Below are 24,164 nucleotides of genomic sequence, written 5' to 3'. Positions count from 1 at the left end.
GACTGCCGCATGGTTAGGACATGGTGGTTCCCTCCTCGTTCGCGGCGGGCGTCGGCGATCCGCCGCCGATTCCGGCCGCGCGGCTGCGTCCGGCGGATGCCCCCGTTCGACCGCTGCTGCTCTGGGTTCGCACGGGCGCGGCGCAAGTACGCCTCGACGGCGGGCCGGTGCTCCGCCTGGAGAGCGGCGAAGGCGCCTGGATCCCCGCGGACGGCTGGACGGAGCGGGCGGTCACCACTGCACCGGGCACGGTCGCCTTCCCGTTGTGGCCCCACGCCGGCATCGGCGCCTGGGGGCCGTCGGAACCGACGCGGTTCGACGTTCCCCATGGCTGGCAGGACTGGTTGATCCAGCTCTTCAACCTGCAGGTCACCCCGTTCAACGGCAGCGGGTACTCCCCCGAGGCGATCGAGGCGCTCCTGCGGCGTCCGGGCTCGCGCCCGCCGGCGCCCGTCGCGGCCGGGCGAAATCCGGGCCCGGAGGGGCTCGCACCGCCGGCGATGCCGCGAGCCCCCGGCGCCAGGGCGGTCGCCGAGGAACTGACCCGCGACCCCGCGCTCGACCTCACGGTCGAGCAGTGGGCGGCGCGGGTGCTCTGCAGCGCGCGCACCCTCCGCCGCGACTTCCTCGCCGACACCGGGCTCACGTTCGAGCAGTGGCGGCTGCTCTGCCGACTCGGCGCCGCCGTCGAGTTCCTCGCCGCCGGTTACGACGTGGACCAGGTGGCCGCTCGGGTGGGCTTCGCCAGCCGCAACGGCCTCACGCGGGCCTTCAAGGGACGGTTCGGACTGACCCCCCACGAGTTCGGACGAAAGCTCTCCGCCCGACCCGGCGCCAGGGGGCTCACGCAACGCGCGGCCGCGGCACGGCAGACCGACGACCTGATCCGGATGGTGCGCAGGACCGACACACCCGCCCCGCCCGACATGCTGCCCGCGGCCAGCACGCCGTCGCACACCAACGACATCCACGTCCTCAGCTGGGTGTACCGGGGCAGCGGGTACCTGGACATCGGCGACCGGCGCTACGAACGGGAGCGAGGGGTGGCGACCTGGATCCCCGCGGAAGTGGAGCACGTCACCGGCCTCCGCGAGAACTCCGTCTCCCTGCCGCTGGGCAACGCGAGTACCGCCGACCTCCAACTGACGGAACCGCTGCAGGTGCGGTTCTCGCCCGCCTGGGACGACTGCTTGATGTCCTGCTCGATCAGCGCCCGCTCCGGACTGCGTCCCGACGACCACGACCCCCGCCACGTCCTCGACCTGTTCGCGGAACAGGTCGCCGCGCAGCGGGCGTTGTCGGTGCCGATGCCCACCGATCCGCGCGCGCGTGCCGTCGCCATGGAGTGCCTGCGTCGCATCGGCGAGCCCGGCGGGACACACGATGTCGATGCCGGCGCCGAGGTCCACCGCGCCTTCCGCGACGAGACCGGTATGACACTGGGCCGCTGGCGCTATGCCGCCCGCATGCGCATCGCTCGCGACCTGCTCGCCGGGGGCGCCCCGCCCAGCGCCGTCGCGCGCCGGACCGGATACGCCCACCTGCCCACGTTCAGCGCCGCCTTCTCCCGCTTCCACGGACTGTCTCCGCGCGACTACCAGCAGCGCGAGTTCGAACGGGACCAGTAACGGCGTCGCTGTCGCCGGCCGGTCACTCGGTCCTCGGGAGGCGGCGACGTCCGTGCGGCTCGTTCGCCGCGGCCCTCCCCGGCTCCCCGGAGTCAGTTCTGCTGCGTCTCCCGGTCGCGGAGCGCCTGCTCGACGGCGTTCTGCACGAGGGCGTCCTCGCGCACCTTGCGCTGTGCACGCCGTCGGCGGACGAGGAGCACCGCTGCGGCGATCCCCGCGCCCAGTACGAGGACGAGCAGGGACAGCGTCCACGGGATCGCCCAGGCGTGCGTCGTGGCCTCGACGGGCTCGAGCGGGGTGACGGAGCCGGACGCGTCGGTGAGCGCCGGTGTCAGGGTTGCGGTCGCGGCGAGTCTGAAGGCGGGAGTGACACCATGGACGGGCACCGTCACGTCGCGGCTCTCGCCCGGGAGCAGTTCGGGCGTCGCGGCGATGGGGTCGGCGCCGGACCGAAGCAAGCCGAACGGACCGGACACCGACGCCGCCTGCCGTCCGGACAGGATGGTGTTGCCGGTGTTGTGGACGGTGTAGGTGAGGGTGGCGTCGCCCTTGGCGAACGGATTGAGCGAGCCCTCATACTCCACGTGGGCGTTCTCGATCGCGAGGCGAGGCTTGAGCGTGCCGCCGACCCGGAGCTTGACCCGGATGCCGAGACGGCGGTCCACGTTGATGCCCTGGGCGTCGTCGGCCTGCTTCAGCGAGGTCAGAATGCCACCCACGTAGTCCCCGGGTGTGGCGTCGGCCGGCACGGCGGCCGTGAACGGGACCTTCGCGGCCTTGCCGGGCTTGATGACGATGTCGGCCTCTTCGGCGTGGACCCATGCGCCGACGCCGACGGACTTCTTGTCCTTGGTGAGGAGGTCGAGCCCGCCCGCTTCGGTGGTGTAGCCGTCGGCGGCGTAGACCGCGAGCCGGAGCGGGGTCCTGCCGTGGTTGGCGACGACCATCGCGTCCTTCACCTGTCCGCCGGGATTGACGGCGTAGCTGAAGCTGGAGCGGTCGTCGCCGTAGCTGTTCGCCGCCGTCCGCACCGTCCAGGTGGCGTCGCCGTCGGCCGCGCGGGCGGGCCCGGTGAACAGGCCGGTGAACGCGAGGGCGGCGAGCAGGGCCAGGGCGACGCTGCGGACGTGGCTCATGGTGTGGGTGGGGCGGTGGGTGACGGGCGCGTGCATGAGGGGCTTCTCCTGGAACGAGAGGCGGGGCAGGCCCCGGAAGGTGCCTGCCCCGCCAGGTGGAACCGGTTCGATCAGCTGCTGAGTGCGGTGATCGTGAGGGTGGCGCGGTAGGCACCCTTCTCGACGCTGTCCGGGATCTTCAGATCCAGGTCGGCGCCCAGTCGGGCCGTGCCGCGGGCGTGGCCCTGATCGGCGGAGCCGAGGCCCCGCGAGACGGACAGGCCCTTGCCCTTGTCGTCGTAGCCGGATGCCACGGGGTCACTGGCCTTGGCACCGGCTCCGCCGTCGAGGACGTACGGGGTCCAGCCGAGGTTCGCGCCGGAGAAGGTCTTGCCGGCGTCCTGGAAGTCGCTCACGTTGGCCGAGACCGACCACGGGGAGAGCGATCGGCGGCTGTCCGTGACGAGGAGCGGGTTGATCCTGCCCGTGGCCTCGAAGTGGTTGCCGTTGCGTTCCTTGGCGGTGCCGAGGTCCACCAGGCCGTTGTAGCCGTCGATCGTCCAGCCGAACTCACCGGGCGCCGGGTTGGGCACGTTGACCTGGAGGGACTGGCTGTCGCCGTGGTACGGGTGCACCGTGACCTTGTCGACGATGGAGCCGACCGGCTGGTTCTCCGGGGTGTTGTTGCACCAACTGCCCGCCTCGACGGACGCGTTCGGCGCCGCGCACGTGCCGCTGCGAAGGTTCTCGAGGACCAGCTTGTCGGCCCTGACCTGGACCTTGACGTAGCTGCGGACGTGCTCCTGGTTCTCCACGGAGTTGAACCAGTGCTTGTTCGGGTCCAGCGGGTCGGGGCCGACGCCGTTGGGGTCCTTGTCGGCGGCGTTCGGCTTCTCGATGTCGTAGTACTTCGAACCCGAGGCCGAGTTGGCGGTCACGTACAGGACGCCGCCGGGCCCCGGGTACACGTCGGTCGCGCCTGGCTGCTCCGCGGGGTCGGCCTTGCGACCGTTCTTGATGAGGTAGCTGCGGGAGTAGCTGTGGTCGTGTCCCTGGAGGACCATGTCCACGCCCAGGTCGGAGAACGCGGTCGTGAAGTCCTGCCGACGGACCTTGTTGTCGCTGTCCTTCGAGTGCGTCGCGGGTGAGTAGATGGAGTGGTGGTAGACGAGCACCTTCCACTTCGCCTCGGAGCCGTGCTTGTTGATGACGTCGGTCACGTACTTGACGTGCGCGGCATCTCCGCCACCGCCCTGCGAAGGGTTGTAGCTGTTGCTGTTGAGGTCGATGAACAGGACATCCTTGTGGATGAACCAGTAGTCGCCGCCGGACTTGGTCCCCGCCGGGTTCCCGTTGTCGTAGTACGGGGCCGAGCGGTCGGTGTTCGGCGTGAAGTGGTGCTGCTCGTAGGCCTTGCCGCCGACGTCGTGGTTGCCGATGGTGGCGACCAGCGGGTACTGGCGGAGCTGGTCGGGCGCCAGGAAGGAGTTCCACTGGCTCTCGTTGTTGGCGCTCTCGACGTGGTCGCCGCCGGAGACCAGGAGTTCGGTGTCCGGGTTGGCCGCGGTGGCCACCTTGAGCGTGTCCTCCCAACCCGCCTGGTCCTTCAGCGTGTTGCCGGAGGAGCCGATCTGCGGGTCGCCGAGGAACAGGAAGTCGTAGTCGCCTTCGAAGTCCTGCGTCTTGAAGGAGTAGGTCGGCGACCAGTTTCCCTCGGAGCCGACACGGTAGGAGTACGCCGTGTTCTCCTTCAGGTCGGTGATCGTGGCGTGGCGGTTGAAGCCGCCGCTGGCGGCGATGTTCGCCGCACCGGTGGCGTCGAAGGTGGCGGACCCGGGCGGGAGTTCACCGTTCACGAGCGCGGAGGTCGGAGAGACCTGCAACGTCTGAGCCGTGTCGGCCGACGAGTACCACGTCACGGTGCGCTGGGTCTCGTTCGCGCCGACACCGAGAATGATGCCGGTGAGATTCGCGGGCTCAACGGCGGCGGCGGGAGCCGCCAGGCCGCTGCCCAGTGCGACGGAGAGGCCCAGAACTGCCGCGGTGACCCCGGTGGCCACGCGACGCCGCACAAGCTCTGAGGCTTGTGGGGAGGTGCTCAATTTCATCGAGTCTTCGTTCCTTTTGTGCACGGGGATGTGCATGTAATGACCTGGTTAAGGTGCTGGGCCCTGATGAACCGATCGCAAACTCGATGTCGGTTTTGATTGAACTTCCGAACTGGTCTCGAATCACCCGACATGCGCCGAAGGTCGAGGTCAGAGACCGAGGACACGCTGCACACACCACAGCAGCCCCATGGCGGCCACGCCCGCGGAGAGCGCACCCGTGGCCCAGAGGCCCGCGGCCGGTGAGCGCTTGCGCAGCAGCATCAGCAAGGGGAAGACGGCGGCGATGACGGCCAACTGCACCACCTCGATGCCGATGTTGAACACCAGCAGGGACCAGAGCAGCGTCCATGACCACGGCTCGTCGATGCCCAGTGCGCCCGCGAAGCCCAGACCGTGCACGAGGCCGAAGCAGAACACGACACCGAGGCGACTCCATCCCGCGCCGTCCAGGCCGAAGTGCCCGTCTCCGGACGGTTCGAGGTCCGTGGCGTGATCACCCCGCCGCCAGATCCGCCAGAGGTACCAGCCGGCGACCACGGCGATCGACAGGGCGATCACGGGTTCCACGACCTGTGCGGGCGCGCTGACGAGACCGAGGGCGGCGAGCATGAAGGTCACCGAGTGCGCCAGGGTGAAGCTCGTGGCGGCGAGCACGATCTCGCGTGGACGCCGCGACCCGGCGATGAGCGCCAGCAGGAACAGGATGTGGTCGATCCCGCCCAACAGGTGCTCGGCGCCCAGGCGGAAGAACTCCCAGAATCGTTCGTACCACGCCTGCGCGGTCGAGAACGACGGCTGACCGGAGTCGAGTGCGGCACTGCCCGTGCGGCCGTCGAGCTCGTAGGTGACGATCGTCTTGGTACCGGTGACGAAGTCCTCCGCGTCGGGGAAGAGGCCGCTGCGCACCTCGTGCACCCGACCCCCGGCGGCGCAGGCCCAGTCGACCAGCAACTCGGCGTAAGGCACACCGTCCTGGCTGCCCATCGTGAAGCCACCGCTCCGGCGCGGAGTGCACGCCGTGCCGTCCGCCGTGACGGAGAAGCGCCGGGTGACGTACGCCGTCGCCGATTCCGCGTGGGCATCGAGCGCTGCCGCCTGCGCCGCCGGGTCACCCGCCTCGAACGCCGCGGTCCCCGCCTTGAACAGGGGATCGTCGTTCGCGGAGTCTGCGGCCGACACGACGAAGAGGTCGTACTCGAGCTTGAGCGCCGTACGTATGTGTCCCTCGTCGCCCGCGGTGACGTCGGCGTGGACGACCGAGGTGAATCCATGTGCGGACGCCGGCTGGGCGGCGCTCAGGAATGCGATCAGTGCCGCGACGACACCCACGAGGGTGCGGCGGATCCGCTGTGCCATGTGACTCCTTCAGGTTGCCCGTGCACGCTGCATGGCACAAATGAACGAATTCCGACCGTCCGGCGAACCGTGGAAGAACAGGTGCGAGAACGGCACCGGAGGAGGAAGCGGGCAAGGAATCGGATAGCAGTATGGAGCCGCACCATCCACCACCACCCCGAGGACGATCGCCTTGCGCGCCCACCTTCCGTTCTTCCTGGCGCTGGCCGCGAGCGCGGCTCTCGCCACTGGTTGCAGTTCTGGCGACGCATGGTCAGGGCCGCACCCCGAACCCGCCGCCGTCGGCACACTGGGTCCGGACTTCGTCGACCGCGCCGCACCGCCGGCTCCCGAGGCGACCATCACGCCCCGGCCGGGTTCCTGGAGCGAGGTGCACCCGTCGGAGGACTACCGCGTGGTGCTGCTCACCGCGGGCGACGACCGTCCGACCAAGGCGCTCGTGAAGGCGGTCGACGACTGGGCGGACGACGAGCACGTCGATCTCAGGACGGTGGTCGCCGACTCCCCGACGCAGTACGTGTCAAGCGTCGCCGAGGCCATGGAGATGGCTCCGGACCTCATAGTCACCGCGGGCAACGACCTCATCGATCCGCTTGCGACGGTCACCCCGAACCACCTGGACCAGCCGTTCCTCGTGGTCGGCGCGGAACTGGCCGAGCCGACCGAGAACGTGACGGCGGTCGACTGGTCCGGCGCGTCCTTCCGCGGAGAGGGGCTCGGCATGTCCTCGACGTACGACCCGGCCTCGTTCACTGCGGACCGATGCGCGGCGGCCATCAGGGCGGGTGCCGCGGCTGTGCTCAGCGACCTCACGGGGATTGTGATCTGGCTGGACGAGGGCTGACCCCCGGCCACGACTTGGCCAGCATCCCGACCAATGGCGCCGACCCTGACTGCGACCCAACGGCCTCTCCCTGCTTCGGCGGCGCCCCACCCCGAATCCTCCCGGACAGCCTCAGGACCGAGGTCGACAAGCCCAATCTCCACGACCCGAGGATCAGCCGAACCCGCCACTCGGCATCGGCCCGGGCGGCGAGGCCGAACGGAGAGCTATGGGTCGAAAGGCCGACGCGCCATGTCCGCGACTCATTTCGGCGAGACCGGGAGTTCACGTCGATCGAGCACATGCAGGTCGAGGCCGTGGCCTGGAGCCGGCAGGTCGCCGCGCGGCGGAGGTACCGGCCACTGGGCGGGGCGCCCGAGCGGCCCATGGGCGACCACGATGCGTCCCGGCGTCCCACCATGCCTCTGCGGCGAGCAGCGGGCTCTCCTCGGCGCAGCCCTGCGTCAGAAGCCGGGCGGGGCCTGTCGGTACGGGCTGCCCTCGGGGACAAACCAGTGTGTGGTGTAGTCGGCGGGGATTGTGTAGGGGTGCCGAGGGTCGGTGAGCATCCCCGAGATGAGCTCCGTGGCGGTGCAGTCGAACCGATCTCCGTCTTCGCCGGGCTCCATCACGCAGACCGGCCAGCGATCCGGATCGGCGCCGTCGGTGATCCAGCAGAGCAGGAGCTCCCGCTCGTTGCTGGCCCACGGGAGAACGTTGGTCTGCTCCTGGGAGTGAGCTCAGGAAGGTAGGTCCTCGGGTGCGTGCAGGTCGATGTATCCGTCGTCGAAGGTGCCCTCCCCGAACCGTTCCACGAGCCGCTTGTAGTCGTTCGGCAACGAACGCCCGAGGCTTCCCTCAACAGCGGTCCAGTCAACCTGGCGCGCCTGCTCCGTGGTCCAGTCGGTAGCGTCCAAAAGGACCCGCAGCGAGTCGCGGTCCACGGATTCGTCAGTCATGCACCAGAGTCCTTTCGGCAGGGATCCGGGGACGTCCTGCCACATCTACGGCTTCTCATCGTGGAGCCACCGACTTCGTCCTGGGACCCGTATCCGCGATCCGCCCGTTCACATGCAGGCAGCCTCACGCGGGACGCACGAATGCGCAGACCGAAAGCACGGCCCAGCCCTCGCTCTGCCGGATCAATCCAGGCGGTAGGCATCTTCCCGTCCCTGACGGTCGACAGGCAACAACACATCGGGCACCCGCACAGCCAGCCCCGAAGTACCGCATGCGACGACCAGAGCACTCAGGACGCGGACTTCCCCGGGGAGATCCAACAGCTCGGCCTCCACGGCGTCGGGCATCCGCGCCGAGACCCGCTCCGTCACGTGGTCGAGGCACCCCTAAAGGGAAGGAACGATGGCCCAGGTCGATGCCGAGGTCACGGCCCAGGCTCGCCGCCTCCCGAACCAACCCGGTCCGGCCGAACCCGCAACTTCGCCCGGCTGGTGCACGCGGACAGACCCGCGAGTCGCACGACGTGGGCGCCCACCCATGTCGTGCCGGTCACCGAACCATGGTGGCCTTCCCATGCCGCGCGAGACGGCTCCATCGGTGAGTCCTGAGACCAGTTGCCGATCAGCGGCAACCTGATCCAGACCAGCACCGGCCCGCAGACAGCACCCTCGGCGATTCGGCCAACCGCCCACACTCGCCCACCTGTTGCGCGGTCCGGGTCCATGCATACCCCACGCGCCGCCGCCCGCTCCATCCCGGGATTCCAGGACCGGCCGAAACACATGCGTTCGATATCCCGGCCGGGTCGTTGAGCCTCACGACCACGCTGGACGACCGTCATGGGGTACCCGCATTGACCTCGGCCGATACGAACGAAGAGCAGGCCGCAACACCTCCTCAACCACCACCGGCGGAGATCACCTACAGCGGGCAGTACTCCGTCAATCCGCTCGCCGAGGCGTCCTTCCGCCGCATGTGCGGGCAGATCCCGTCCGTTCTGCGCCGCATCGCCCAGTTGTCGTGGCGGACCGACCGGCGTGCCGTGCAGCTGCTTCTCGGCTGCCAAGCGGTCACCGGTATCTCGGCCGCGGTGCTGCTGACCGCCACCGCCCACGCCATGAGCCCGATCCTCGGCGACGGATCGGCCGGCGACCGGCTGCACGAAGCCGTCCCGGCACTGCTGGTGGTCGCCTTCGCCGCCGCGCTGGGCCGCGGCGCGGCGGCGGTGGCCACGTACGCGGAGCGGCGGATCACCCCGCGGCTGACGACGGAGACGGACAGCGCCCTGGTCGAGGCGGTGTGCCGGGTGGAGGCAGCCGCGTACGCGGAGGAGGGGTTCTCCGACCGGCACGAGGCGGCGGAGATGGGAGTGATCCGCAGCCAGGTGATGGTCGCCGACGCCCAGCGGTTCCTGTCCGCGCTGATCCGGATGGTCACCGCCTGCGGGGTCCTGTCGGTGCTGAACCCGCTGATGCTTCCACTGCTCCTGCTCGCGGTGCTTCCGGCCGGTGTGGGGGCAGTGCTGACCGCCCGGGTCGACTACGAGATCCACTACGCCAACATCGCCGACCGCAACGTACGCGGGATGATGCGCTGGTGGGCGACCACGTCGAAGTACGGGGACGAGGTCCGAGCCAACTCGATGACCGACTACCTCGTCCACTGGTACCGGGCCCTGTCCGACCGCTGCGACCGCCGCACCCTGGCCGCCGCGCCGCGGACCCTGCGGATCGCTCTGACCTCCGCCGTGGCCGGCGGCCTGTTCCTCATCGCGACCTGGGGAGTGCTGGCATGGCTGGCGGTCTCGGGCAGGATCGAGCTGGCGGTCGCGGCCACAGCCGTCATCGCCGTGCAGACCACACTCTCCGCGCTCTCCCAGGTCGTCATCAACGGCGCAGCGGTCTTCCACACCAGCCTCTACCTGAGCGACATGCAGGCATTCCTCGACGACGCGGCCGCCCGCACTCCCAAGCGCGGCCCGGGCAGGGCCGACGGCCGAGTCGAGCAGATCCGGCTGGACGAGGTCTCCTACCAGTACCCGGGCAAGGCCAAGCCCGCCGTCGACAGCGTCACCCTCACCTTGGAGCGCGGTCGGATCCTCGCGATCGTCGGCGCGAACGGCTCGGGCAAGTCCACGCTCACCCGCCTGCTCACCGGCATCTACCTGGCGGACAAGGGCAAGGTCACCTGGAACGGCGCCGATCTGGCCTCGGTGGACCCCGCCGGCGTGTGGGCGCAGACCGGGCTGGTGCCGCAGATCTTCGCCCAGTGGCCGATGCCGCTCCGGGAGAACGTCACCCTCGGCCAGCCGCGTACCCACGACGACGGCCCCGTATGGGAGGCGATCGACGCAGTCGGCCTGCGCGAAGCCGTCGACGACCTTCCCGCGGGCTTGGACACCCTGCTGTCCCGTGAGGTCTTCGGCGGTTCGGAACTGTCCGGCGGGCAGTGGCAGCGCATCGCGTGTTCCCGGGCCCTGTACCGCCTGCCGGGGCTGCTGATCCTGGACGAGCCGACTTCCCAGATGGACCCGCGCGGTGAGCACCAGATCTTCGAACGGATCAAGGCCATCGCCGCCGGCCGCATCACCATCGTGGTCACCCACCGCCTGGAGAACACCAGGATCGCCGACCACATCATCGTGATGGAGCAGGGCCGGATCACCGAACAGGGCAGGTACGACGACCTCGTCCACGCCGGCGGAACCTTCGCCGAACTCCTTCAACTCTCCCAGGACCGCTGACCACTTGCGCCGCGTCCGTCGTTCCGCCGCCACCCTGCGGCGGGACGACGGCATCGCCGAGGAGACGCCTGTGCCCCCTTCCCGGATCCCCGCCGACGACCGCCCCGACCCGCAGCCCGCCCATGCGTCCGAACACGAGGTACAGGGCTCAGGGCAGACGAAACCCCTGCCCCCGACGGTTCGGCGCTGGGCGGAGAGGCACATCGGACCCGTCACGGATGTCCGCGACGCCTCGCACGACTGGTACCGCTCCCGAGTGTGGGAGCTGGCGGGCCGGGGCGGGACGCGGTGGTACGTGAAGGTCTCGCCCTCCCTGAAGTTCTTCACCCGCGAAACCCGTGCCTACCGCCACATCGTCCCGGCGCTCGGCCACGGCCGCGCACCCCACCTTGTCGACTCCTGTGCGGAGGAACTCGCTGTGCTGCTCACCTCGGTGCCCGGCGTCCCGGCACCGGGGCTCGCGCCCACCGACGCCCAGTGGCGGAACGTGCACCGGCAGGCCGGCTCCCTGTGTGCCCGCCTCCACGAGGCCGGCGAACTCGACCGCGCCGACCGGGCCGAGGCCGAAGCGTCCCTGGAGGCCGCAGCCGACGGGGCGCAGGAGTACCTGGCCCGCGCCGGAGACCGGCTCACCGAGGACGAGCGGCGGGTGATCCGCGACCACGCCGCCCAACTCCGCCGCGTCGGACCGGTACCCGTCGGCTACATCCACGGCGACAATCAGCCTAGGAACTGGCTGTGGTCCCCCACCGGGCTCGCCCTCGTCGACTTCGAACGCACCCGGCCCGCCGCCCGCGTGCAGGACCTCGTCATCCTCACCGTCACCGAGTGGCTAGACCACCCCGATCGCGGGAGGGCGTTCCTCCGGTCGTACGGACGGGAGTTGACCGGCGCCGAACGGCATGCGCTGCGCTGCCTGACCGCACTGGACGCGGTCGACTGCCTGGCCTGGGGCCCGGACAACGACCACCCGGAGGTCACCGCGCGGGGCCGGCGCACCTTGGACCGGCTCATGGGTGAGTCCGCGCCGTGAAGGCCACCCCGCTGGTACGTCGCGCACGTTGAGGCCCTGCTCCTCCGTCTCGGTGAGGAGCGACTCCTCGCTGACCGAGTCCTACGAGCCAGCTCCGCGAGTCGCTCGGCACGTACGCTCGGGCAAGCAGCGGGCGACAGTTCGCACTACCCGGGCGACGCTCGTACAAGGGCTGCTGCTGCGCCAGTGCGAGCTGAGCGCGGACCCTGGGTGCCGGCTGCGGCTCGCGTTGATGCCGCGGGACTGACGCTGCGTCTCGTCTACTGGTCCCCCGCCGCGACGACCGGCAGGCCTCCGCGCGACGTCCGGGCCAGGTGGCACGGTGGCCCGGTGGACGCAGCGGGCAGTCGGTGGCCGGGGCCTGCGTCTCAGCTCGGCCAGTGGCCCGGCCTCGTGAGCGGCTTCGGGAGGCGCGTGCCCGGGCCGCCCTTCGCCGCGTCGACCTGCGCCTGCGTGAGGAACAGGGCCCCTGTCAGGTCGGCGTCCGTGAGGTCCGTGTCCCGCAGGTCGGCGCCCGTCAGGTCCGCGCCGCGCAGATCCGCGCCCGTCAGGTCCGCGGCGACGAGGCGGGCGCCCCGCAGGCCGGCTGCCCGCAGGTCGGCGCCCCGCATCCGCGCGCCCATCAGATCGGCGCCCCGGTGCTCCTTGCGCCGGCCGCCCTGGGCCGCGCGGGCCAGCTCGCTGGCGCGCAGCAGCAGCGCGTTGGCCTCGCCCCGGACCGCGGGGACGTCCACCTCGGCGATCTCCTCCGGGGCGAGGCGGGTCAGCGCCTCCGTGCGGTCCAGCGCGCGGCGCAGCTCGGTGTGGACCGGGCGGGCCGCCGGCAGGGCCAGCGCCTCGGTGAGGTGTCGGAGGAGTTCGTGGAGCTGGCGCACCACCGGGAACACCTCGAACATCAGGCGGGCCCGTTCCGGCGGGGCCGAGCGCCAGTCCGCGCCGCCGAAGGTGACCTGCGAGACCTTCTGGCCCGCGCCGAAGCAGTCGTAGACCGTGCAGCCGCCGAATCCGCGTTCCCGCAGTTCCGTGTGGATGCCGCAGCGGGAGTCCGCGCGGAGGTTCGGGCAGGGGCTCCCGGCGTCCTTGTCGATGGCGAAGTCCGCCGAGGCGGCGAAGGGCAGGGCCACGCAGCACAGGCCGAAGCACCGTGTGCAGTCCGCCTGGAGTTCGGTGCGGGCGGGCGCCGCCGTGCCGTGATGCTCGTACATGCCTCCCACCCTACGCAGGACGCATGGGGACGATCACTCGCGGTGCGGGCGGCCGTTGGCCGGTTCGGGGCCCAACTCCCGTACGGGGGCCCGCCGCCGGTCCCGCGGGCGGGCGGATCCGGCGGCGCGACCAGGAGGCGGACCTCGTAGAGGCCTCACTGACATCACTGACATCACTGGCCTCCCTTGCCTCACGTGCCTCACTCCACGAGGAGTCCGAGGTCGAGCCGGGCCAGCCGGTCCGGGTCGGCCAGGATGTCCATGGCGACGATCCTGCCGTCCACGACGGTCAGCGCGGCGACGGACAGCGGTCTGCCCTCGGGCGCCGTGACCGTCCCGACCGAGCCGTTGACGAGTACGGTCCTCGTGTGCGCGGCGAACCGTGCGAACATCGCAGCCTGCCCGGCCACCGCCCGCGCCCCCCTGACCAGCTTGGACACCGCCGGGCCGGTGACGAGCAGGCCGGCGTCGGCGCGCAGGACGACGTCCGGGTGGAGCACGGCGACGAGCGCCTCGAAGTCGCCGGCGCGCGCGGCGGCGAGGAACGCCTCGACCACCTCGCGCTGCCGGGCGAGGTCGGGATCGGGCACCGGGGCCGCGTCGCGCACCCGCCGCCGCGCGCGGGACGCGAGCTGCCGGGTGGCCGCCGTGCTGCGCCCCACGACGGGCGCGATGTCGTCGAACGGCACCGCGAACATGTCGTGCAGGACGAACGCCAGCCGCTCGGCGGGGTCGAGCGCCTCCAGGACGATGAGCAGCGCCGCCCCCACGGAGTCCGCGCGTACCGCTTCCTCCTCGGGGTCGAGCGGGCGCACGACGAGGTCCGGCACATGGCTGTCCAGCGGCTCCTCGCGCCGCGCGGTCCGCGCGCGCAGCATGTCCAGGCAGATGCGTCCGGTCACGGTGGTCAGCCACCCGCCCAGGTTCTCCACCTCGGAGATCTCCGTGCGGCTGAGCCTGAGCCAGGTCTCCTGGACCGCGTCGTCGGCCTCGCTGAACGAGCCGAGCATCCGGTACGCCACGGCACGGAGCATGCTCCGGTGCTCCTCGAAGCGTTCGGCCGGTGCGGCGCTCACCGGCTGAAGAGCTCGAAGGCCACGGCCGGCCGGCCGCCGAAGCGTTCGCCCGCGCCCGCGGCGAATCCGGTCAGGAGGGACCGCGCGTACTCCTCGGGTTCCTCGTCGGTCAACGCCTCGATGTAGCTGCGGTGTTCGAGCAGGGAGAGCACCGCGCGCTCCAGTCCCGGCGTGGCGTCGACGGCGTGGGTGGGGTTGCCCGAGCCCGCGACGGCGACCCAGCGGACGCCGCTCCAGGGGTCCAGGCCGGGCTCCGGGAAGATCCAGCGGTTGCCGGCGTCCCCGGCGGCGTCGAGCGTGGCGCGTCCGACGGCGACGTGGTCGGGCGTGTTCCAGGCGACGCCGCCCCAGGTGTCCCGGTGGTTGAGGGTGATCACCAGTTCGGGCCGGTGCCTGCGGATCGCGAGGGCGATGTCCCGTCGCAGCGCGGTGCCGTACTCGACGACACCGTCCCGGTGGTCGAGGAACTCCACCTCGGACACCCCGACCACCGCGGCGCTGGCCCGCTGCTCCCGCTCCCGCAGCGGGCCGCAGCGGTCCGGATCCAGCGTGTCGATGCCGGCCTCGCCCCGGGTGGCCAGCACGTAGGCGACCTCGCGGCCGCCGTCCGTCCAGGCCGCGACGGCGGCGGCACAGCCGTATTCGAGGTCGTCCGGGTGGGCCACCACGGCGAGGGCGCGCTGCCAGTCGTCGGGCATGGGCCGCAGCTGATCGTTCGTCGGCTCGGTCATGCCCGGCACACTAACCGGGCCGGGCCGCGAACGCCGCGACGCTGCGCTCAGACGTCGTCGCGCGCCAGCGCCAGCAGCCGGTCCAGCACGCGGGGTCCGCCGGCGCGTACGCCGTCGTGCTCGAACTCGTCGGTGACGTACGTCCGCAGTCCGCGGATCGTGCCCGCCGTGCGCAGCGAGTGCGCGGTGTCGACGTACATGTCGTCGTGGTAGACGGCCGCGGCGACGGGGACCTCGTTGGCGGCGAGGCGGCCGGCGTCGTAGAGCGGGGCCCAGTCGGTGCGCTCGGCGAGCAGGTCGGCGGTCTCGCGCAGCGGGCGCAGTGCCGGGTCGCAGTCGAAGGTCCACGGGTGCACGGACTCGCCGGTGAACAGCAGCGGGCCGTCGCCCGCGAGGGTCTTGCCGGCGTCGAACTGGGGGAACTCGGCGCGGACCCGTTCGGCGGACCAGGCGGTGGGCCGGTCGCCCTGCGCGTAGCAGGCCTCGTGCACCAGCGCGTAGAGCGGGTGGCCCGCGAAGGACAGGGCGGCCTGTACGTCCTCCTGGAAGGCGTCGGAGAGGGCCGGTCCCTGGGCGGTGCGGACGAAGGCGTTCTCCAGGAGGTAGTGCAGCCGGTGGCTGCCCTCGCCGCCGCCGAGGAGGATGCCGAGGGACTGGAAGGCCTCGACGGTGAGCCGGTAGCCGCCGTTCAGGACGGGTTCGTGGCTCAGCAGGTACTCGGCGATCCGTCGGGCCCGCTCGACGTCCTGCGGGTAGCGCGCGTAGTGGGCGGCGACCTTGCGCTCGATGCGCGGGTACGCGGCCCGGTAGACGTCGTCGGCGTGCCCGTCGAGGGTGGGCAGGCCGCCCGTGATCAGGGCCGCGCTCAGGCCCTCGGGCGCGGTGGAGAGGTAGTGGGTGGCGCAGAAGCCGCCGAAGCTCTGGCCGAGGACGGTCCAGGGGGCGCCGCCGGTGACGGCGGGGCGGATCGTCTCGCAGTCGCGGACGATGGAGTCGGCGCGGAACAGGGCGAGGTAGTCGGCCTGCTCGCGGGGGCCTCCGCGCAGCGGGAGGGTCTGCCGGTTGGCGGGCGTGGAGCTGCCGGTGCCGCGCTGGTCGAGCAGCAGGACGCGGTGGTCCTCCAGGGCGCGGCCGAGCCAGGCCTGCTTGCCGACGAAGCGGTTGGCGCCGAACCCCGGGCCGCCCTGGAGGTAGACCAGCCAGGGCAGGTCCTTGTCCGCTCTCCCGCTCGCGACCACTTCCCGGGCGAACAGCTCGATCGTCTCCCCGGAGGGGGCGTCGTGATCGAGGGGCACGGTGAAGCGGCGGTCGGTGAGGACGACTCCGGGCTGACGGTAGCTGGCACTCAAGAAGGGCTCCCGAGACGGACGGATTGCTGGCTGCGACCCAGTTCAACACAAGTTGTTCGGCGATCCGACCCCGGGGATCAAGAATTCCGTACTGACCGGCGGATCAGGCCGTTGCCGGAAACATACTGACCGACCGCTCAGCGTCGCGGCAGGCTGGAACGCCGTACCACCAGCTCCGGCTGGAGCACCACGCGCCGGTGCTCGTGCGGGGTGGACGCGGTCTCCGCCTCCGTCTCCTCCAGCAGCAGTTCCGCCGCGAGCGCGCCCATGGTCACGGCGGGCTGACGCACCGAGGTGAGCGGTACGGCGGCGGCCGCGGCGAACTCGATGTCGTCGTAGCCGACGATCGCGAGGTCGTCGGGGACGCCCACGCCGGCCGCGAACACGGCCTGGAGGACGCCGAGGGCGAGCAGGTCGTTGGCGCAGAAGACGGCGGTGGGGCGCACGGCGAGGCCCAGGAGCCGGGCCCCCGCGTCGCGTCCGGCGGCCACGTCGAGCCGCTCGGTGGGCAGCTCCCGCAGGCACTCGGGGCCGAGCCCGGCCTCGGCGAGCGCGTTGAGGGCGCCGGTGCGGCGGTCCCTGACCTGGTTCAGTCCGGGCGGTCCGCTCACGTACGCGATGGAGCGGTGGCCGGCGTCGACCAGGTGCCGCACGGCCAGCGCGCCGCCCGCCACGTCGTCGACGGACACCGAGCACTCGGTGGTGCCCTCGGCGACCCGGTCGACGAGGACGAAGGGGATGCCGTGGCGGCGGAACGCGGCGATGTTGCGCCCGGTCGCGTCGGCGGGGGTCAGCAGCACCCCGCGGACCCGCTGCTCGGCGAAGAGCGACAGGTAGTCGGCCTCCTCGCCGGCGCTCTGGGCGCTGTTGCAGACCATCACGCCGAGTCCGGTCTCGCGGGCCGCCCGCTCGGCGCCGCGGGCCACGTCCACGAAGAACGGGTTGCCCATGTCGAGGACGAGCAGGCCCATGATCCTGCTGCGCCCGGCGCGCAGTTGCCGTGCGGACTCGCTGCGGACGTAGCCGAGCCGGTCGATGGCGGAGAGCACACGGGCACGGGTCTCGGAGGCGACCGTGTCCGGGCGGTTGATGACGTTCGACACCGTGCCGACGGAGACTCCGGCGACTCGGGCGACGTCCTTGATACCCACCGACTGGGCCATCAGGCGGTTACCTCCGGAAGAGCGGGGAGTGGTGGGCACGCGCTCAGGTTACCCGCGCGCCCACCGGGGACGGATTCCGTCATACGGGCAGTGCGAAATCGGCGACGCGGAGCGCCGAGGGGGTCGTACCGGTGGACTTCACCTGGTGGAGGACGGACAGTACGCCGTCCTGGGCGATCCGTGTCTCGTCGACGACGACCTCTCCGAAGGCGTTGAGGCCGCCGCCGTCGAACAGCGTCGTCCAGTCCGTGTGCCCGGAGGCGGCCGAGGCGGCGGCGATCCGTCCGAAGGGCAGCACGGCGTAGGCGTTGTCGTACTTGTCGAGGACCAGCCTGGTGCGCTGGCTGGAGTTGAGGGCGACCGGGATCTCGGTCTTGCGCCAGGTGCCGGCGGCCGTCCTGCGGACGTGGAAGGCCCGGCCGTTCGCGGTCCGGTCCCGGACGTAGCCGGTGGTGCACTGGCCGAAGCGGCCCGGCACGTAGCTGATGATGGCGTGCGGGCGGCCCGCGGAGTCGGTGGCCTGGCTCTCCTGGTTCATGAGGGAGTGGTCCGGGTCGAGCGGGTCGACGACGAGTCCGCCGTCGGTCACGGCGACCCGGTCGGAGCCGCCGGTGGTGCCGACCGGGGTTCCGGCGCCGTTGCGCCAGGTGCGGCCGCGGTCGTCCGAGTAGACGTAGCCGGTGTCGTGGTTGGTGAGGCCGCCGGCGTTGCACATCACGGCGGCGTTCTGCTCGCGCCAGGTGAAGAAGGCGTGCAGGCGTCCGCTCCTGTCGTAGTCGATGCCGTGCAGGTACATGTTGCGCAGGGTGCTGGAGCCGTGGGCGCCGGTGTAGGTGCCGGTGGCCGAGGACCACTCCCCCAGCGCGGTCCAGGACGTGCCGTCGTACTCGGCGAGGGCGTTGCGGCCGTTGCCGGAGACTCCGGCGCGGTAGCTGAGCTGGAGCCTTCCCTCGGGTGTGGCGACGAACTGCGGGTACGTGAACTGCGAGGTGAGGGCGAGCCCGTCGAGCGTGGACTGCGGCGTCCCGAACCGGCTCGCGGTCCAGCTCAGGCCGGTGGGGTTGTCGAGGAGTCCGGCCACCGACTTCACGTAGGTGAAGCCGTCGCTGTGGGAGTCCATGTTGAGGTGCAGCCGGCCGTCGGTCCGGGAGACGCCCATGGAGATGACGTTGTGCGAGTCGTCGTACCGGAGGGTGTGGCCGACCTTGACGGTCGACCACGTGCTCCCGCCGAGCACCCGGCGGCCGACGACCGCGTTGCGGTCCGCGGTGTACCAGGCGGCGTACTGGTGGCCCCTGTGGGTCAGCAGGCCGTTCTTCTGGAACGAGTTGTTGTTGACGAGGCCGTCGTAGGAGACGAAGAAGAGGGCCTGTCCGTCGAGCGTGGTGGTGCCGGCCGGGGTGACCGAGGGTCCGGGCGCGGCGGCCCGGGCGGTGCCGGCGACTGAGGGCACCGCCGCGCTGCCCAGCAGCGCGGTGGCGGCGAGCAGGGTGCGTCTCTTCATGATCGGGGCTCCTGGCGGGTGGGAGGAGGGCGAACAGGTGCGAAGAGCGGGGTGCGGAAGTGCCGGGTGGGCGCCGCGTGATGCCGGGGGCCGGGGGCCGGGGGGCCGGGGTGAGGCTGTAGTGGGTGGCGGGGCCCGTTCCGTCGCGGGGTGGTCGCGGTCAGGCGAGGTGGAACACCTCGGTGAGCGGCCTCATGGCCTCGTCGGGACGGGCGCCGTCCAGCGATTCGAAGAACGGCGCCATCTCGGCCTGCCACCGGGCGTTGACCCCGGCGGCCTCCATGCCCGCCTGCGCGGCGGCGAAGTCCTCCGTCTCCAGGTACCCGACCAGCAGGCCGTCCTCGCGCAGGAAGAGCGAGTAGTTGCGCCAGCCGGTGGCCGAGAGTGCTTCGAGCATCTCGGGCCACACGGCGGCGTGCCGCTCGCGGTACTCGTCGAGCCGGTCCTCGCGGACCTTGAGAAGGAAGCAGACGCGCTGCATGAAGGCCGCTCCGGGCAGTCGGTCGGATCAGAAGTTGAACTGGTCGATGTTCTTCTTGTCGAAGACGGTCGGCTTGCCGAGGTCGATCACGCCGTCCTTGCCGATGGTGAAGGTGCCCATGTCGCCGGCCTTGAAGGTCTCGCCCTCCTTGCCGGTGATCTGGCCGGACGACAGCGCGACGGCGGTGTGCGCGGCGAGCGCGCCGAGCTGCGCCGGGTCCCACAGCTCGAAGGCCTCGACGGTGCCGTTCTTCACGTACTTGCGCATGTCGTTCGGGGTGCCGAGGCCGGTCAGCTTGACCTTGCCCTTGTACTTGGAGCCCGACAGGTACTGGGCGGCGGCCTTGATGCCGACCGTGGTCGGGGAGATGATCCCCTTCAGCTTCGGGTGCTCCTGGAGCAGGCCCTGGGTCTGCTGGAAGGACTGCTGGGCGTCGTCGTTGCCGTAGGCGACCTTGACGAGCTTCATGTCCTTGTACTTCGGATCCTTGAGTTCGTCCTTCATGAACTCGATCCAGGTGTTCTGGTTCGTGGCGGTCTGCGCGGCGGACAGGATCGCTATCTCGCCCTTGTAGTCGAGCTGTTCGGCGAGGAGCTGCACCTCGGTGCGGCCGAGGGCCTCGGCGCTGGCCTGCGAGACGAAGGCGTTGCGGCAGTCGGCCTTGGTGTCGGAGTCGTACGTGACGACCTTGATGCCGTTCTTCATGGCCTGCTTGAGCGCGGTGCACAGGGCGCCCGGGTCCTGCGCGGAGACGGCCATCGCGTCGACCTGCTGCTGGGTGAGCGTGTTGACGTAGCTCACCTGGCCGGAGGTGTCCGTGGCGCTGCTGGGACCGACCTCCTTGTACTTGGAGCCCAGCTCGGTGAGGGCCTTCTCGCCGCCCTTGTCAGCGGTGGTGAAGTACGGGTTGTTGACCTGCTTGGGCAGGAAGCCGACGGTCAGGCCCTTCTTGGTCGCGGCGTTCGGGTCGGCCTTGCCGGCCGTGGCGTTCGAGCCGCCCTCGTCCTTGACGTCGTCCTTGGAGGTGCCGCCGCAGGCCGTCGCGGCCAGGGCGAGCGAGGTGACGGCGGCCAGGGCCGCACAGGCCCGGCGGAGCTTGGTGGAGGACATGGTGGTGGAGCCTTTCGACGGAGGTTACGGGGAGGTGGGTGCAGAGGTGGGTGCGGAGGCGGCTCTGCGGCCCGCCCTCGCGACGGAGATCTGCCGTGCGACCCGGGGGGCGAGCACGGAGAGGACGAGCAGGACGCCGGTGACGACGATCTGCGACTGGGCGGAGACGTCCTGGAGGCTCATCACGTTCTGCAGCGCGCCGAGCAGGAAGACTCCCGCGATCGCGCCGCCGAGCGTGCCCTTGCCGCCGTCGAAGTCGATGCCGCCGAGCAGTACTGCCGCCACGACGGAGAGTTCGAGCCCCGTGGCGTTGTCGAAGCGGGCGCTGGCGTAGTGCAGCGCCCAGAAGATGCCGGTGAGCGAGGCCATCAGCCCCGTCACCGTGAACAGGACCAGCTTCTGCCGCTTGACGCGGATGCCGGCGAACCGGGCGGCCTCCTCGCTGGCCCCGACCGCGAAGAGCGAGCGCCCGAACGGGGTGGCGTGCAGGGCGACCACGGCGATCGCGAGCAGCACGAGGAAGGGGAGGAGCGCGTACGGGACGAACGTGTCGCCGATGCGTCCGGAGGCGAAGTCCAGGTACTGGGTGGGGAAGTCGGTGACCGCGTCCGAGCCGAGCACGATCTGCGCGATGCCCCGGTAGGCGGCGAGCGTTCCGATGGTGACGGCCAGGGAGGGCAGGCCGAGCCGGGTGACCAGCAGGCCGTTGACCAGTCCGCACACCACGCCGAGCAGCAGGCAGATCGGGATGATCGTCTCGATGGTCATGCCCTGGTTCCACAGGGCGCCCATCACCGCGCCGGACAGACCCGCGGTCGAGGCCACCGAGAGGTCGATCTCCCCGGACACCACGAGCAGCGTCATCGGCAGCGCGATCAGCGCGATGGGCAGGGTGTTGCCGATCAGGAACGACAGGTTGAGGGCGTTGCCGAAGCCGTCCACGGTGGTGAAGGACAGCAGCAGGACGACGATCAGGAGGGCGCCGACGGCCCCGTCCCACCGCACCAGGGCGGAGCGGCGGACGGCGCGCGTGAGGGCGGAGTCAGCCATGGCGGGCGTTCCTCTTCTTCAGGGCGGTCGCCACGCGCAGGGCGACGATCCGGTCGACCGCGATGGCGAGGATGAGCAGGATGCCGTTGATGGCGAGCACCCAGACGGAACTGACGCCGAGGGCGGGCAGCACGCTGTTGATGGAGGTGAGGAGCAGCGCGCCCAGAGCGGCGCCGTAGACGCTGCCGGAGCCGCCGGTGAAGACGACGCCGCCGACCACGACCGCGCTGACGACGGTGAGTTCGTAGCCGTTGCCGGTGCCGGAGTCGACGTTGCCGAACCGGGCGAGGTACAGGGCGCCGGCGAGCCCGGCGAGGGCTCCGCAGAAGGTGTACGCGGCGAGGATGCGCTTGCGCACGGGGATGCCGGCGAGGCGGGCGGCCTCCGGGTTGGAGCCGAGCGCGTACAGTTCGCGGCCGCTGCCGAAGTGCTTGAGGTAGTAGGCGGTCGCGATCAGCACGGCGAGGGCGATCAGGGCGAGCCAGGGCACCGCGGAGATGCCGCCGGAGCCGAAGTCGACGAATCCGTCGGGCAGGTTGGCCGCGGTGATCTGCCGTGAGCCGACCCAGATGGAGTCGATGCCGCGGATGATGTAGAGCGTGCCGAGGGTGACGACGAGCGCGGGCACCTGGCCGAGGCTGACGAGGAGTCCGTTGACCAGTCCCCAGCCGATGCCGAGCAGGACGGCGAGCGCCACGGCGACGACGGGGTTCCCGCCGCCCTGGAGGTAGGTGCCGGCGGCGAAGGCGCTGATGCCGAGCGTCGAGCCGACCGACAGGTCGACGTTGCGGGTGATGACGACCAGCGACTGGCCGGTGGCGACCAGCACGAGGATGGTCGCGTTGAGCAGCAGGTCCTTGATGCCCTGCTCGGACAGGAACTCGCTGTTGCCCATCTGGGTGATGACGATCATCACCAGGAAGACGGCCAGGATGGCGAGTTCGCGCATCTTGAAGACGCGGTCGACCAGGCGGGTGCCGCTCGACTTGGGCACCTCGGCCGCGGGTGCCGGGTTGGGTGCGGTCACCGTCATGCCGTCCTCCTCTCGTGCGCCGGTGCGCCCGTACGCTGCGGTGGTGCGGGCGTCGTGTCCGTCCGCGGCCCGGTGGCCGCGTGTGCGCGGTTCACGCGGCCCTCCCGGTGGCAGCGGCCATCACGGACTCCTCGGTGGCCTCGGACCTCGGGATCTCGGCGGTGAGCCGGCCCTCGTGCATCACGAGGACCCGGTCGGCCATGCCGAGGATCTCGGGCAGGTCGGAGGAGATCATCAGGACGGCGACACCGTCGGCGGCGAGTTGGCTGAGCAGCCGGTGCACCTCGGCCTTCGTGCCGACGTCGATGCCGCGGGTCGGTTCGTCGACGATGAGCACCTTGGGGCCGGTGGCGAGCCACTTGGCGAGGACGACCTTCTGCTGGTTGCCTCCGGAGAGGGTGGACACGGTGTCGGCGATCCGGGCGTACTTGACCTGGAGCTTGACCGCCCAGTCCAGTGAGCGGCTGCGTTCGGCGCCGCGGTCCATGAGCCCCGCCCTGACGGTCGACCGCAGGCCGGTGAGGCCGATGTTGCGCTCGATGGACATGTCCATCACGAGGCCCTGGGCCCGGCGGTCCTCGGGTACGAGGGCGAGGCCCGCGGCCATGGCCGTGGAGGGCGCGCCGTTCGTCAGGCTCCGTCCGTCGATCTCGACCTCCCCGGCGTCCCAGCGGTCGACGCCGAAGACGGCGCGGGCGACCTCGGTGCGTCCGGCGCCGACGAGTCCGGCGAGGCCGACGATCTCGCCGCGCCGGACGTCGAAGGAGACGTCGGTGAAGACGCCCTCGCGGGTCAGGCGCCGCACGCTGAGGGCGACTTCGCCCGCCTCGACGTCCTGCTTCGGGTAGAGCTCGTCCAGGTCGCGGCCGACCATGCGGCGTACGAGGTCGTCCTCGGTCATGCCGTCGATCGGCTCGCTGGAGATGAGGGCGCCGTCGCGCAGGGTGGTGACCCGGCGGCAGATCTGGAAGATCTCCTCCAGCCGGTGCGAGATGAACAGCACGGCCGAGCCCTGCTCGCGCAGGGCGCGGACGACGCCGAAGAGGCGTGCCACCTCGCTGCCGGTGAGGGCGGCGGTCGGCTCGTCCATGATCAGGACGCGGGCGTCGAAGGAGAGCGCCTTGGCGATCTCGACGATCTGCTGGTCGGCGATGGACAGGCCGCGTGCCGGGCGGTCGGGGTCGAGTTCGACGCCGAGCCGCCGCATCAGGGCGAGTGTCTCGGCGTGGGTGGCCTTGTGGTCGATGCGGCCGAGGGCGCGGCGCGGCTGGCGGCCCATGAAGATGTTCTCGGCGATCGAGAGGTCGGGGAAGAGCGTGGGCTCCTGGTAGATCACCGCGATGCCCGCGTCGCGGGCGTCGGCGGGACCGTGGAAGACGGTGGGTTCGCCGTCCAGGAGCACCTGGCCGGCATCGGGTCGGTGCACGCCGGCGAGCGTCTTGATCAGGGTCGACTTGCCCGCGCCGTTCTCGCCGGCGAGTGCGTGCACTTCGCCGGGGAACAGTTCGAGGGACACGTCCCGCAGGGCGCGTACGGCGCCGAAGGACTTCGAGATGTCCTTGAGCGCCAGCACGGGGGCCGGACCCGCGTCGGACCGGAGGGTCATGAGGGCTCCTCAACGACGCGGGCAGTGCGGCCTCACGACGTCGTGAAAGGTTTCAACTAGGTTGCCGGGACGTTAGGCATGTAGCCC

Annotated in this window: 19 protein-coding genes; 4 read left to right on the top strand and 15 right to left on the bottom strand. The window is 71.1% G+C overall.

Features of this window, described 5'->3' with window-relative positions:
• Nucleotides 1-20 precede the first annotated feature (20 nt).
• On the top strand, nucleotides 21-1,628 hold the full coding sequence (locus IE265_RS29090; protein WP_190038699.1) for an AraC family transcriptional regulator: 1,608 nt from the start codon (nucleotides 21-23) through the stop codon (nucleotides 1,626-1,628).
• A gap of 92 nt (nucleotides 1,629-1,720) precedes the next feature.
• Here the strand turns inward: IE265_RS29090 and IE265_RS29085 are convergent, their stop codons facing one another.
• The 3 genes from IE265_RS29085 to IE265_RS29075 form a co-directional block, all read right to left on the bottom strand.
• The gene (locus IE265_RS29085; RefSeq protein WP_190038698.1) at nucleotides 1,721-2,800 is read right to left on the bottom strand and encodes a WxL protein peptidoglycan domain-containing protein; all 1,080 of its coding nucleotides are present in this window, start codon (nucleotides 2,798-2,800) and stop codon (nucleotides 1,721-1,723) included.
• A gap of 74 nt (nucleotides 2,801-2,874) precedes the next feature.
• Nucleotides 2,875-4,851, bottom strand: a complete 1,977-nt coding sequence (locus IE265_RS29080) for a purple acid phosphatase family protein (protein ID WP_190038697.1) — start codon at nucleotides 4,849-4,851, stop codon at nucleotides 2,875-2,877.
• A gap of 150 nt (nucleotides 4,852-5,001) precedes the next feature.
• On the bottom strand, nucleotides 5,002-6,210 hold the full coding sequence (locus tag IE265_RS29075; protein ID WP_190038696.1) for a HupE/UreJ family protein: 1,209 nt from the start codon (nucleotides 6,208-6,210) through the stop codon (nucleotides 5,002-5,004).
• Nucleotides 6,211-6,382: 172 nt separating this feature from the next.
• Between IE265_RS29075 and IE265_RS29070 the strand changes: the two genes are divergently transcribed.
• Nucleotides 6,383-7,054, top strand: coding sequence for a type 1 periplasmic-binding domain-containing protein (locus tag IE265_RS29070; RefSeq protein WP_190038695.1), 672 nt, complete (start codon nucleotides 6,383-6,385; stop codon nucleotides 7,052-7,054).
• A gap of 719 nt (nucleotides 7,055-7,773) precedes the next feature.
• On the opposite strand, the gene IE265_RS29065 is transcribed toward IE265_RS29070, so the two are convergent.
• The gene (locus tag IE265_RS29065; protein ID WP_190038694.1) at nucleotides 7,774-7,992 is read right to left on the bottom strand and encodes a hypothetical protein; all 219 of its coding nucleotides are present in this window, start codon (nucleotides 7,990-7,992) and stop codon (nucleotides 7,774-7,776) included.
• An 854-nt stretch (nucleotides 7,993-8,846) separates the two neighbouring features.
• On the opposite strand from IE265_RS29065, the gene IE265_RS29060 reads away from it, so the two are divergent.
• Nucleotides 8,847-10,736, top strand: a complete 1,890-nt coding sequence (locus tag IE265_RS29060; protein WP_190038693.1) for an ATP-binding cassette domain-containing protein — start codon at nucleotides 8,847-8,849, stop codon at nucleotides 10,734-10,736.
• 4 nt (nucleotides 10,737-10,740) lie between these two features.
• Complete coding sequence (locus IE265_RS29055; protein ID WP_229916666.1) at nucleotides 10,741-11,769, top strand: phosphotransferase enzyme family protein; 1,029 nt, start codon at nucleotides 10,741-10,743, stop codon at nucleotides 11,767-11,769.
• Between the two features lie 368 nt (nucleotides 11,770-12,137).
• On the opposite strand, the gene IE265_RS29050 is transcribed toward IE265_RS29055, so the two are convergent.
• The 11 genes from IE265_RS29050 to IE265_RS29000 all read right to left on the bottom strand — a co-directional run bounded on the left by IE265_RS29050 (nucleotide 12,138) and on the right by IE265_RS29000 (nucleotide 24,077).
• A complete protein-coding gene (locus IE265_RS29050) occupies nucleotides 12,138-12,974 on the bottom strand; it encodes a pentapeptide repeat-containing protein (protein ID WP_190038692.1) in 837 nt (278 codons plus the stop codon).
• 200 nt (nucleotides 12,975-13,174) lie between these two features.
• A complete protein-coding gene (locus tag IE265_RS29045) occupies nucleotides 13,175-14,050 on the bottom strand; it encodes a sigma-70 family RNA polymerase sigma factor (protein WP_268255859.1) in 876 nt (291 codons plus the stop codon).
• On the bottom strand, nucleotides 14,047-14,781 hold the full coding sequence (locus IE265_RS29040; RefSeq protein WP_190038691.1) for a PIG-L deacetylase family protein: 735 nt from the start codon (nucleotides 14,779-14,781) through the stop codon (nucleotides 14,047-14,049). The genes IE265_RS29045 and IE265_RS29040 overlap by 4 nt, the downstream gene beginning before the upstream one ends.
• A 47-nt stretch (nucleotides 14,782-14,828) precedes the next feature.
• Nucleotides 14,829-16,130, bottom strand: coding sequence for an alpha/beta fold hydrolase (locus tag IE265_RS29035; protein ID WP_190038690.1), 1,302 nt, complete (start codon nucleotides 16,128-16,130; stop codon nucleotides 14,829-14,831).
• Nucleotides 16,131-16,267: 137 nt separating this feature from the next.
• Nucleotides 16,268-17,293 (bottom strand): LacI family DNA-binding transcriptional regulator, encoded by a 1,026-nt coding sequence (locus tag IE265_RS29030; RefSeq protein WP_190038689.1) that lies wholly within the window; start codon nucleotides 17,291-17,293, stop codon nucleotides 16,268-16,270.
• A gap of 79 nt (nucleotides 17,294-17,372) precedes the next feature.
• Nucleotides 17,373-18,797, bottom strand: a complete 1,425-nt coding sequence (locus tag IE265_RS29025; RefSeq protein ID WP_190038688.1) for a BNR repeat-containing protein — start codon at nucleotides 18,795-18,797, stop codon at nucleotides 17,373-17,375.
• A gap of 160 nt (nucleotides 18,798-18,957) precedes the next feature.
• Nucleotides 18,958-19,278: an L-rhamnose mutarotase gene (locus IE265_RS29020; RefSeq protein ID WP_190038687.1), complete on the bottom strand. Its 321-nt coding sequence runs from the start codon at nucleotides 19,276-19,278 to the stop codon at nucleotides 18,958-18,960.
• A 27-nt stretch (nucleotides 19,279-19,305) separates the two neighbouring features.
• Entirely contained in the window at nucleotides 19,306-20,388 is a 1,083-nt protein-coding gene (gene rhaS / locus IE265_RS29015; protein ID WP_190038686.1) for a rhamnose ABC transporter substrate-binding protein, read from the bottom strand.
• Between the two features lie 24 nt (nucleotides 20,389-20,412).
• Nucleotides 20,413-21,438, bottom strand: a complete 1,026-nt coding sequence (locus tag IE265_RS29010) for an ABC transporter permease (protein WP_190038685.1) — start codon at nucleotides 21,436-21,438, stop codon at nucleotides 20,413-20,415.
• Nucleotides 21,431-22,471: an ABC transporter permease gene (locus IE265_RS29005; protein ID WP_190038684.1), complete on the bottom strand. Its 1,041-nt coding sequence runs from the start codon at nucleotides 22,469-22,471 to the stop codon at nucleotides 21,431-21,433. Before IE265_RS29005 ends, IE265_RS29010 begins: the two co-directional genes overlap by 8 nt.
• 91 nt (nucleotides 22,472-22,562) lie before the next feature.
• Nucleotides 22,563-24,077 carry a sugar ABC transporter ATP-binding protein gene (locus IE265_RS29000; protein WP_190038683.1) on the bottom strand — a complete coding sequence of 505 codons (1,515 nt, stop codon included), beginning with the start codon at nucleotides 24,075-24,077 and terminating at the stop codon, nucleotides 22,563-22,565.
• Nucleotides 24,078-24,164: the final 87 nt, after the last annotated feature.

Source organism: Streptomyces fructofermentans, from assembly GCF_014651055.1.
Lineage (GTDB): Bacteria > Actinomycetota > Actinomycetes > Streptomycetales > Streptomycetaceae > Streptomyces > Streptomyces fructofermentans.
This window is presented reverse-complemented; position numbering and strand designations above follow the sequence as displayed.

Bases quoted from the DNA above. Each gene is read 5' to 3' on its own strand.
- IE265_RS29020 (WP_190038687.1), bottom strand. From the start codon at position 19,278: ATGCAGCGCGTCTGCTTCCTTCTCAAGGTCCGCGAGGACCGGCTCGAC.
- IE265_RS29000 (WP_190038683.1), bottom strand. From the start codon at position 24,077: ATGACCCTCCGGTCCGACGCGGGTCCGGCCCCCGTGCTGGCGCTCAAG.
- IE265_RS29005 (WP_190038684.1), bottom strand. From the start codon at position 22,471: ATGACGGTGACCGCACCCAACCCGGCACCCGCGGCCGAGGTGCCCAAG.
- IE265_RS29010 (WP_190038685.1), bottom strand. From the start codon at position 21,438: ATGGCTGACTCCGCCCTCACGCGCGCCGTCCGCCGCTCCGCCCTGGTG.
- IE265_RS29025 (WP_190038688.1), bottom strand. From the start codon at position 18,797: ATGAAGAGACGCACCCTGCTCGCCGCCACCGCGCTGCTGGGCAGCGCG.
- IE265_RS29085 (WP_190038698.1), bottom strand. From the start codon at position 2,800: ATGCACGCGCCCGTCACCCACCGCCCCACCCACACCATGAGCCACGTC.
- IE265_RS29075 (WP_190038696.1), bottom strand. From the start codon at position 6,210: ATGGCACAGCGGATCCGCCGCACCCTCGTGGGTGTCGTCGCGGCACTG.
- rhaS (WP_190038686.1), bottom strand. From the start codon at position 20,388: ATGTCCTCCACCAAGCTCCGCCGGGCCTGTGCGGCCCTGGCCGCCGTC.
- IE265_RS29050 (WP_190038692.1), bottom strand. From the start codon at position 12,974: ATGTACGAGCATCACGGCACGGCGGCGCCCGCCCGCACCGAACTCCAG.
- IE265_RS29065 (WP_190038694.1), bottom strand. From the start codon at position 7,992: ATGACTGACGAATCCGTGGACCGCGACTCGCTGCGGGTCCTTTTGGAC.
- IE265_RS29080 (WP_190038697.1), bottom strand. From the start codon at position 4,851: ATGAAATTGAGCACCTCCCCACAAGCCTCAGAGCTTGTGCGGCGTCGC.
- IE265_RS29040 (WP_190038691.1), bottom strand. From the start codon at position 14,781: ATGACCGAGCCGACGAACGATCAGCTGCGGCCCATGCCCGACGACTGG.
- IE265_RS29090 (WP_190038699.1), top strand. From the start codon at position 21: ATGGTGGTTCCCTCCTCGTTCGCGGCGGGCGTCGGCGATCCGCCGCCG.
- IE265_RS29030 (WP_190038689.1), bottom strand. From the start codon at position 17,293: ATGGCCCAGTCGGTGGGTATCAAGGACGTCGCCCGAGTCGCCGGAGTC.